The sequence below is a fragment of the Luteibacter sp. KNZ12-1A genome, assembly GCF_056755675.1.
The window spans coordinates 42,932-53,416 of record NZ_JBPGXU010000016.1 but is presented as its reverse complement, the minus strand read 5'-3'; the positions used below and the strand labels follow the sequence as shown (position 1 = coordinate 53,416).

Genomic DNA, 10,485 nt, shown 5'->3' with positions numbered 1-10,485 from the left:
GGTCGCTAAGTCCTCGTCCGGCCTACGCCTCCCTGCGGAATCGCTCCCAGGGTGACGCCCGGCGGCTTCCCTGCCTCGCGGCCAAAACCAATACGATGGCGAAGCCGAGCCTGACGGCGAAACATCACCGGAAAGGCGTGAAGAACCAAAAGAAAGCCCGCCGAAGCGGGCTTTCCGTCAAGGCACCCCAATCAGGCGATCAGGCGCAATGCGAACGGATACCGATAGGTGCCGGTCTGGCTCACCCGTATCGCCGCGATGATGCAGAACACCAGGTTGAACAACCACAGCAGCGGCGTCAGGAACGCGCCGATGACGACGAAGGCGAGCACCCAGCAGATCACGTAACCGATCAGCACGGTGATCTGGAAGTTCAGCGCTTCCTTGGCCTCGGTCACGAGGTAGCTCTTTTCGGCACGATCCTTATGGACCAGCCAGACGATGAGCGGCACGATGATGCTGAAGATGATCCCCGAGAGATGGGTGAGCATCGCGATGTTCTTGTCGTCGGTATTGGGTGCCGCGGAACCAGTGGGCTCGTAAGGCGGCGGGGACGGCGGGGGTGACGGCGGGACCTGATCGGACGGCGTACTCATGGCGGAACTCCGTGGGCGATGTCGCGCCCACTGTCCGATTCGCCCGGCCACCTGTCAAGGCGACTTGCGGCACAGGGCGGCCTGCACGTCCCGGGGATCACTCCCCGGCGATCGTCATCTTATCGACCAGCCAGGAGCCGGTGAGGATATGCGACCGGCGATCGACGTCCGCGCCCACCGCCACCAGGTTCGCGTACATGTCGCGCAGGTTGGCGGCGATGGTGATCTCCTCCACCGGGTAGGCGATCTGGCCGTTCTCGACCCAGAAGCCCGAGGCGCCGCGCGAATAGTCGCCGGTGACGATCGACACGCCCTGCCCCATCACCTCGGTCACCAGCAGGCCGGTGCCCAGCTTGCGCAGCATGCCGGCGAAGTCGTCGTCACCCGTTTTCACGAAGAGGTTGTGCACGCCGCCCGCGTTGCCGGTGGACGTCAGGCCCAGCTTGCGCGCGGAGTAGCTGCCGAGGATGTAGCGCTGCAGCACGCCGTCGACCACCAGGGGTGCGTCGAGGGTGGCCACGCCCTCGGCGTCGAACACCGACGAGCCCAGGCCACGGGGAATCAAGGGCTTTTCGTCGATGCGGAACCACGAGGGCAGGATCTGCTTGCCCGCGTGGTCCACCAGGAAGCTGGAGCGGCGGTACAAGGAGCCGCCGCTCACGGCGCCCAGCAGATGGCCGAGCAGCGAGCGCGCCACTTCCGGCGCGAACAGTACCGGCGCCTGACGGGTACCGATGCGCCGTGAACCAAGACGCGACAGCGTGCGTTCGGCGGCCTTGCGGCCGATCGCGGCGGCGTCCATGAAATCGCCCGCGTGGCGCACGCTGTCGTACCAGTAATCGCGCTGCATGCCGTCGTCATCGCCGGCGATCAAGGCTACCGAGAGCGAATGCCGCGTGCCGCGCTCGCGGCCGAGGAAGCCGTGGGAATTGGCATATACCGAGAGACTTTGTCCCGCATTCACGCTGGAACCATCGGAATTCGTGATGCCGGCGACGGCCCGGCCGGCCTCCTCGATCTCCTGGCCCAGGGCGATCGCCCCGTCCACGTCGATGTCCCACGGATGCCAGAGGTCGAGGTCGGGGAACGACGTGGCCATGCGATCGGCGTCCGCAAGGCCCGAGGCAGGGTCTTCCTCGGTGAACCTGGCGATGGCGCAGGCCTGGTCGATGGTGGCCTGGATCGAGTCAGGGTTGAGGTCGGCGGTGCTGGCCGAGCCCTTGCGCCGGCCGAAGTACACGGTCAGGGCGAAGCCCCGGTCACGCGTGTGTTCCACCGTCTCCACTTCGCCCAGGCGCACGTTCACGTTCAGGCCCACGTCGACACTGGCGGAAACCTCGGCCTGGGTCGCCCCCGCGGCGCGGGCACGGCGGATCGTGTCCTCGGCCAGGCTGGCAAGGCGATCGAGGTCCTGGTGGCTGGTGTCGAGGGTGGCAACTTGGCTCACGTGGGCATCCCGGGGGCTGGCGGTTAGAATGGCAGGCCGCACGCGGCCGACCCGATACAGATGGGGTCGCGTCACCCGATCAAAAGCAACGCACCGCGCATGGTGCCATGGAAATACCGTATGAGCGTCCGTGTCGGCTACTACCGTCACTTCAAGGGCATGCCCTACCGGGTGCTGGGTACCGCCCTGCACAGTGAGTCGATGGAGGAAATGGTTCTCTACCAGGACCTCTACGACCAGCGCCGCCTGTGGGTGCGTCCCGCCGCGATGTTCGCCGAGACGGTGGAGCGCGACGGCAAGACCTTCCCCCGTTTCACGTTCGAGCGCGAAGCGGATTTCAAACCCATCACGGATGCCCAGTCATGAAGCCTGTCGACGACCGTCCGCGCGATGGGGACGAGGAGGACTTCGGCCCGAGCCGCAGCGAGAAGCGCCGCAATGCCCTCGATATCCTGAAGCTGGCCGGTCAGCTCATGGAGTTGCCGCCAAGCCGCATTCCAAAGCTGAACTTGCCGGACGACATCGTCGAGGAGATCGGCAGGACGCGGAAGATCACCGCGCATATCGCACGCAAGCGGCAGTTGGCCTTCCTCGCCAAGCAGATGCGCCGGCACGGCGATGAGGCCTTCACCGATGCGCGTGCCGCATTGGGCGAGGATCGCGACCGCCAGCGGCAGGAAGCCGCGCACATGCATCGCCTGGAAGCACGGCGCGAACGATTGATGGAAGGCGGCGACGTCGCCCTCGGCGAATTGTTCGACCAGTACCCGGATCTCGACCGCCAGCACCTGCGCTCGCTGGTTCGCCAGGCCAAGGCCGAGCGCGAGGCGAACAAGCCGCTGCATGCGTTTCGCGAGTTGTACCGGATATTGAAAGAGCTGGAAGCCGCTTCACCCGGGGAATGAGCCCGCGATGGGTGCCCGCTGGGAGAACCCCGTTGGAAGGACCTGGTGGAAAGACCTGGTGGGAGCCGACCCTGTCGGCGATGGGTGCTTGCCGTAACCTGGCCCGCTGCCGCGGGATCGCCGACAAGGTCGGCTCCCACCAGGCTGCCGTAACCTGGCCCGCTGCCGCGGGATCGCCGACGAGGTCGGCTCCCACCAGGGTATGAAGGCTCTCGCCGAACCGCTGGCTCCATCGAGGCATGAAGGGCCATGAAAAAGGGCGGTGGATTTCTCCACCGCCCTTTCTTTCTGCCGGTTCTCGCCGGCTATCGCTTAGAAGCCGATCCCGAGTTCGAGATGCTCCGGCTGGGTCTCGATCAGCGTCGAGCTCTGGTCGGAGACATCGTCGTACGCAAAGCCGTACGCCTTGCCGTTCACGCCGTGCAGGTGCCAGAAGCGCGAATAGTAGTTCGCCGGCGACTGCTGGTAGAACGAGCCGGCATCCTTCCACAACGTCGTGTCTTCCATCACGTGACGGTTGAACGCGGCGCAGATCTGCGCTTCGAGCTGGCCTTCCACGCCCCAGGGATCGCTCGACCGGGCCAGTGCGCCCTTGCCTTCGAGTACGTCCTGCGTGTTGGGCTTGGCCACCTTGAACAGCATGCCTTCCGGCTCGTCCTGTTCGTGCGTGTCCGCCCAATTGGTATGCGTGAAGGTCAATACGCCGTCGATCACGGTGCCTTCGAACTGCTTGTTGCCGATGGTCATCTGCAACACGTGGTCCTGATAGTACGTCCACGACCGGTCGATGTAGTCGTCGAAGTAATGTCCCTGCGGTTGCCCGGCGTCGAACGCCGCCTTGCCCGGCGCGAGGATGCGGATCGGGTCGGCGTCGCTCAGCTGGAACTCCGCGGGCACCTCCTGGTTGTACTGGGCGAAGATCTGCGCGCGCGTCTGCGTGATGCCCGACGACTCGTGCCTCGTCTTGTCCCCACCATACACATCGAGCGACAACGGGATCGAGAACTGATCGACCTGCGTCGTGTTGATGAAGATGGCGTTGTCGTTCCAGGTGAACTCATACCAGTCGTAGTACACGCCGATGTTCGGGTCGGTCCCGTTGAGCGGGTTCGGTCCCGCGAAACCGATCGAACCGTCGGCCGCCCTCAGGATCTTGATGTACATCGGCTCGCCGATCGACACGAAGATCCGCCCGGAGTCCATCTTCGGCAACTTGAGCAGCTTGGCCTGCGCCAGGGTGAAGAAGTAGTTCGGATAATTCTGGCCATTCTTGGTCAGATGCCCCGGACCATCGTTGTCTTCCACCGCGGCGGCGGTCAACGTGCCGTCCGGCTTGACCCACGAGAACACCTGCGAAGCCGGATCGCGGCCGATCACGGCGACGTAGATCTGGTCGTCGCGATACCTGCCGTTCGTCGTGTTGCGCAGCTGCGTACCGATGAAGCCCGGGTACGTCTCGTAGTTGAAGCCCTGCGACGGATCGTTGGCCTGCGGGTTCTCCGGCGGCGTGCCGGTGTCGCCGCCGCCATCGGCGGCATAGACGCCCATTTCCCACAGCGAGTACCCATAGGGGCTGGAACGCTTGAGGCCTGTCATGCGCACGTACTGTGCCGACCTGGCCGGGAAGGTGACGGTTTCCACACCACCCTGGCTGTTCTCGTTGTCGTATGCCGGCGTCCAGGTCTTGCCGTCGATCGAGGTGTCGATGCGATAGGCGAGCGCATGCGCGTTCTCCCACGACAGCACCACCTTTCCGATCACCTGCACCGAACCGAGATCGACCTGGATCCATTGGTCGTCGGTGAAACCCGAAGACCAACGTGTCCCCGCATCGCCGTCGTTGACGTTCTCGGGCTTGAAGGCCACCGCGTTCTCGCTGTCGGAAGCGAGCACCGTCTTCTTCAGGGCGAGATTGCCCGTGGCGGGAACGCCCACGTCGGGCTGCTGCGGCTGGGTCTGCTGCGGCTGGTCGCCCACCGGTTGTTGTGGCTGCGACGCGGTGGCGGCCTGGTAGACCTCGAACTCGAACAGCGAGTTGCCGTAGCCGGTGGCGCGCGCCGTGCTGTTGATGCGCACGTACTGGGCGGTCACCGCCGCGAACGTCTGCGTATCGACGCCACCCTTGCCGACGATCGGGTCCTTGAACACGGGCGTCCAGGTCTGCCCGTCGTTGGACGTATCGAGCGTGTACGAGCTCGAATAGGCGTTCTCCCAGCGCAGGATCACGTGGTCGAAGGTCTTCGGCGCACCGAGGTTCAGCACCAGGTCGGTCGGGTCGATGCCCGGTGCCGAACTCCAGCGGGTGGTGAAGTCGCCATCGACCGCCTTGGACGCATCCAGGTCGCCACGCTCGGGATCGACGTGCGACGAAGCGATGGCGCCGAGGGCGATGTTCACGCCGCCCTTGCCGTCACCCGGCGTACCCGGGCTCGGCGGGTTGCTACCGCCGCCATCACCCGGCTGTTGCGGTTGCTGCGGAGCCGGGCCAGCCCACGTCGGCGGGTCGAAGCCGTCGGTGGAGTTGTCGACGGTCAGCGTCACATCGTCGCTCGCCGTCGTGATCCCCTGGGCGCTGACCACGTTCACGCGCAGCACGCTACCGTTCTGCGCGGCCGTGAGGGCCCGCGTCGCGTACGTACCGTCGGCCGTGCTCGACAGCAGGGACAGGACATCCTGGTCGTTGGCGTCCTTGGTCACGGTGTACCAGTCGTACGTCAGCGGACCCACGCCCGTCGCTGTCACCGCGAAGTGCGCCGAGCGGCCCACGCCCGCTTTCTGGGACGACGGCTGCCCGGTGATCACCGGGGCGACCGCCTTGGCTCCCTTCACGCACAACACGTGGCCAGGATTGTTTTCCGCCACTTCGCGGTGGACGTCGCCGGTCGAGTTCACCTGGAAGGCGAACGTCGAATCGTTCGGGTCCTTGCCTTCCGTCCAGGTGGTCCAGGCACCGGGGAACGCCGCCGTCGAGTAGTTCTGGCCGGCGATGGCCAGCGCTTCGGCGACGGTCGGCAAGCGCATGCTCGCCGCCGTGCAGGTCGAGATCGCCACGGATTGCGTGAACTGCGCGCCCTGGTCGGAGAAGCCGCGCTGGATGCGGTCCCACTGCAGGCCACTCAGGGTGTCGGTCACGAGGTTGGAACCGGTCGTCGTCGTGTAACGGTCGGTCAGGTTGCAGCAGGTGGGTGAGTTGTACACCTCGAACTCATACAGCGAGTAGCCGTAGTCCGTGGCGCGCGCTATGCCCTGCATGCGGACATAGCGTCCCGTGACGGGCTTGTCGAACGTCACATCCTCGGTGCCGCCGATGCTCGTGTCGGTGTGGTACGCGACATGCGTATCGAAACCGGTGTTCGGGTCATCTGAATACTGGATCTCGTACGAGGTGGCATGCGCGTTCTCCCACTTCAGCACCACGCGGTTGAACGTGCGCGATGCACCGAGGTCGACCGTGATGAACGCCTTGTCGTCGCCGATCTTCGAACCCCAGCGCGTGGTCTCGTCGCCATCGACGGCCTGCCATGCCGCGGTGCCCTGCGGGTTTTCCACTTCCGAGGCGAGCGTCGCCTTTTCGCGCGCCAGGTTCGCACCGGGCGGGGCCAGGGTGAGCTTGGCGGACGTGGTCGCCGCCGTGCCGGTGATGTTGCTCACCGAGACGGTGTACGTGCCGATATCACCCGGCTGCACCGACGGAATCGTCAGCGTCGGCAGGTCGTCGCCCACCGGCGTACCGTCGTGCGACCACTTGTAGTGGAACGGCGAGGTACCGGCCACCAGCGTGGATGCATCGAAGATGGCCGGCTGCCCGGGATTCGCACGAACGTCGGCCATCGTTCCGGTGATCACCGGCGGGCGCGCCGCGTTCACGGTGAGCGGAGCGGTGATCGACGGGGCGGAACTGCCGAAATTGCTGACGACCACGGAGTAACCCACGTTGTTGTCGGCCACGCTCAGCGTCGGCGTGTCATAGCTCGGGTTCGTCGCACCCGGAATGGGCGCGTTGTTCTTCATCCACTGGTAGGTCAGCGTCGGCGATCCCGATGCCGCGACCTGGAAGTGGGCGCTCTGTCCCTCGTCCACGTTTTGCGGCTGCGGCTGGGCCGAGATCACGACCTGGCTGAACGGGAATACCTTCAACGTGGCCGGCGCCGATGCCTGGTCCGGTCCCTGGCCGTGGACGACGACGGAATACGTGGAACCGTCGTCCGCCAGCGTCGTCGCAGGGGTGGTGTAGCTGGCACCCGTCGCACCCGGGATCTCGACGCCATTCTTCTTCCAGGTGAAGGTCAGCGGCGGAGCGCCCGAGGCCGTCACGGAGAAGCGGCCGACGTCGCCGACGGTCACTTCCTGGCCGATCGGTTGCGCGATGATGGCCGGCGGACCGGAGACGGTGGGCGCGGCGGGCACGTCGACGATGTTGAACGTCGCGGAGCCCGTCAGCAGACCCGGTGCCGAGGCGGTCACCGTGACCTGGCCGGCCGCGAACTTGGAGCGCAGCGCGATCTTCTGCAGGCCGCCTTCGAATTGCAGCTCATGCGAGCCCGGCGAGTGATAGCCGTGCAGCGGCTCCGGAACGTAAACGCCCGGGTTGGCCGGCTGCTCTCCCGGCTGGAGACCGGCGCTGTAGTCGACGTACTGCTGCGTGCCACCCTGGTAGGTGACGATGTCCGCACCCGACACCACGTCGAACGTCACCTTCTGCGACGCGTCCGGGACGACGACACCGTTCGCGTCGACCACCTTGGCGACGATGAAGGCGGCGTCCGACCCGTTCGCGGTGACCTGGAAGCGGGTGCCGTCGGGCCTGACCACCGCCGGCACCACATCGAGTTCGATATGGTCGGCCGTGCCCGCGGTCATCACCGTATCGGCCACCGGATTGCCGCTGTCGTCGGTACGTACGTTACCCAGCGCGTCGAGGCACTGGGCCGTCGCGCTGCCCTTCTGCCATGTCACGTTCCAGTGGACCTGGCCGGGCAGCTTCGTGGTCATCTGCGCCTTGTCGGAGCCGACGATCTTGCCGGTCAGTTCGTCCACCGCACCGTTCTCGGCGTTATAGGACGCATCGTCGATCGTGTCCCAGGTGTTGGGCGTCTGGTCGAGTCCCTGGGGCACGCCGTTGATCAGCAGGCGGACCTTCGGGCAGTTGCTGAACGCGTTGACCTGGATGTCGCCCGCGCGGTTCCAGTGGTGCGCCAGCTTGACGACCGGACGGAGTTCGTAGGGAACCCAGACCGATTCGTAGATGTAGTACAGCATGCGCGGGAAACGGTTCGCGTCGGTCATCGACGCGTTGTTGCCGCGGACGTTGTGACGGAAAGCCTTGATCGGATTTCCATCCGGATGGTTCGCGATGTTGCCGTTCGCGTCACGCTGGTAAACCCAGTGGGTATCGTCCTCGAGACCTTCCACCATCTCGATGACTTCGCCCGGGGTATCGGACATGTACCACTGCGCCATGCCGAAGGTGCCCACCTTGCGCGCCTGCGAGTACGGCACGAGGTAGTTCAAGGCGAAGGCCAGTTCGTGGTCGTACGAGTGGCGCAACGTACCCGGCCCCCAGTATTCCGCGCCCCATGCCGGCTTGTTCGGGAATTCCGTGGAGTGCAGGTAAGTCTCGCATCCCGCCTTCGAGCAGCTGAGGATGTCGCCATTGGCGGCATCGGGCGTGCGGTCGGCGGCGGCACGAGGGGCGATGTTGTCCCACGAGCGCGCGAGCGCACGCAGTTCCACCGCGAACGGCGTGAACATCGCGCCGTTGTCGTGTTCCCAGGCCAGGATCGACGGGTGGCTGCGATCGCGGATCACGATGTCGCGATGGACCTCGCGCTTGATCGTCCACATGTCGTTGCAGGCCTTGTCACCGGCGGCACAGGGATTGGCGAAACCGTTCTCGCCATCGCCGCTGGGCTGCACGATGAACACACCCAGCGCATCGGCGGCCTCGACGAACTCGGGGCTCGACGGCGAGTGGCCCGGACGCCAGAGGTTGCCACCACCGGCGGCAAGCTGCTGCAGGTCGCGCCACTGCTGCTCCTCGGGCACCGAGGAACCCAGTGCAGGATAGTCGTAGCGGCCCGAGCCGCCCCACATGTACTGCTTCTTGCCATTGACGTAGGGAAAATCTTTATCCCATGTGATGGTGCGGATACCGAGCGTGCTCTGCTTCGCATCCACCACGACGCCGTCGATGCTGACGGTGTGCAGCACCTTGTAGAGGTACGGCTTGCCGTCCAGGCTGTTGTTCGGATACCAGAGCGTGGGATGCGGGACCGTCAGCGTCTCGTCGAAGACCGGCGTCTGGTCGCTGGGAACGAAGTTCGGCGCCAGCGTCTTCTGCTGCTGGTCCGACACGACGACGTTGCCCTGGGCATCGACGATCTGCGTGGTCAGGATGACCGATTTCGGGTCCTTCGTCTCGTTCACGACGTTGGTCTGCACGCGAACGGTGGCGGTGCTGTGGTCGGCGGCGATGCTCTGCGTGCCGACGTACGTACCCCAAGTGTTCTGCCCCGCATACACGTTCTCCGGAATATGCACGAAGTTCGTCACGTGCAGTTTTACCGGGCGGAACAAGCCGGCCTCGGCCTGGCCGAAGCGGAACGAGCCGGAGAATCCCGGGTCCTCGAAGAAACCGCCGCCGCTGCGGCTCACCTTGACCGCCAGCACGTCGGTGCCGTCGAACTTCATCAGCGGCGTCAGGTCCACGATATGCGGCAGGAAGCCGATGACGTGGGTGGCGTTTTCATTCGGCTGGCCGGCCTGGTTGAGCACGCCGGTGCCATGGATGAACTGGCCGTTGAGGTAGACACGGTCGCCCGTGTGCGCACCCTCGAATTCGACCATCACCTTCTTGCCGGCGAACTTCGCCGAGTCGGTCAGCTTGACGCGATACCAGCTGGTCTCGCCATCCAGGCTGCCCTGGCCGCCGCCGGACTCCTGGTTGATGAAGGTGGTGAAATCGTTGGCCGCGTGCGGGATGCCGACGGTCAGCCAGCTACTGTCATTGAAGGTCGGATTGGCCCCGTCGTCGCCGTTGGGCACCGGCGCATACACCACCGGGTCGTTCGGATTGACGATGGCCTGTTTGGTGTACTTCCAGGGCCGTGCGCCGAGGTTGATGTCCTGCCGATCCGACGGCGCGAGCGTGACGGCCTGTGCCGTCGCGGTCACGCCGACGAACACGAAGGCGAGCAAGGCTGAGAGCCTCGCCCGCCTTTGCATGCTGCCGGGTGATGTGGGTTGTCGTTTCATTGGAGCGGGGTCCCCTGTTTGTGCCACGTGGGAACAGCGCGATGCTCGGCGCGCACGACGCCATCAGCCGGCGAACGAATCGCCGGCTGCCTGTGTCGTTCCGCGGTGAGTGGACTGTCAACCCTGATGCCGGTCTGTGCGAGCCCCTGCTGCTCTACCGGGTTTAGCCATCCATACGCTGTCTGCGCGGATCATCCGCCTGCGTAATGACAGTCACAATACCAAATAGGGGTAACGACCCGCGAAGGTCGACCATACGCTCGCGTTCCGTGACACGCGTCCG

The 10,485-nt window shown here is 65.3% G+C and carries 5 protein-coding genes; 2 read left to right on the top strand and 3 right to left on the bottom strand.

Annotated features, from left to right (window positions below; all coding sequences use genetic code 11):
• Positions 1-191 precede the first annotated feature (191 nt).
• Together ACR9ZJ_RS05830 and pmbA are read right to left on the bottom strand one after the other, a co-directional pair.
• A complete protein-coding gene (locus ACR9ZJ_RS05830) occupies positions 192-596 on the bottom strand; it encodes a DUF4870 domain-containing protein (RefSeq protein ID WP_481279628.1) in 405 nt (134 codons plus the stop codon).
• A gap of 97 nt (positions 597-693) precedes the next feature.
• Positions 694-2,043 (bottom strand): metalloprotease PmbA, encoded by a 1,350-nt coding sequence (gene pmbA / locus ACR9ZJ_RS05825; protein ID WP_481279627.1) that lies wholly within the window; start codon positions 2,041-2,043, stop codon positions 694-696.
• 120 nt (positions 2,044-2,163) lie between these two features.
• Here pmbA and ACR9ZJ_RS05820 point away from each other — a divergent pair, with 120 nt between their 5' ends.
• Positions 2,164-2,409, top strand: coding sequence for a DUF1653 domain-containing protein (locus ACR9ZJ_RS05820; protein WP_481287152.1), 246 nt, complete (start codon positions 2,164-2,166; stop codon positions 2,407-2,409).
• Positions 2,406-2,948 (top strand): ribosome biogenesis factor YjgA, encoded by a 543-nt coding sequence (yjgA, locus tag ACR9ZJ_RS05815; protein ID WP_481279625.1) that lies wholly within the window; start codon positions 2,406-2,408, stop codon positions 2,946-2,948. Before ACR9ZJ_RS05820 ends, yjgA begins: the two co-directional genes overlap by 4 nt.
• Before the next feature lie 312 nt (positions 2,949-3,260).
• On the opposite strand, the gene ACR9ZJ_RS05810 is transcribed toward yjgA, so the two are convergent.
• Positions 3,261-10,145 carry a beta-1,3-glucanase family protein gene (locus tag ACR9ZJ_RS05810; protein ID WP_481287151.1) on the bottom strand — a complete coding sequence of 2,295 codons (6,885 nt, stop codon included), beginning with the start codon at positions 10,143-10,145 and terminating at the stop codon, positions 3,261-3,263.
• Positions 10,146-10,485 lie beyond the last annotated feature (340 nt).

Bases quoted from the DNA above. Each gene is read 5' to 3' on its own strand.
- ACR9ZJ_RS05830 (WP_481279628.1), bottom strand. From the start codon at position 596: ATGAGTACGCCGTCCGATCAGGTCCCGCCGTCACCCCCGCCGTCCCCG.
- ACR9ZJ_RS05820 (WP_481287152.1), top strand. From the start codon at position 2,164: ATGAGCGTCCGTGTCGGCTACTACCGTCACTTCAAGGGCATGCCCTAC.
- yjgA (WP_481279625.1), top strand. From the start codon at position 2,406: ATGAAGCCTGTCGACGACCGTCCGCGCGATGGGGACGAGGAGGACTTC.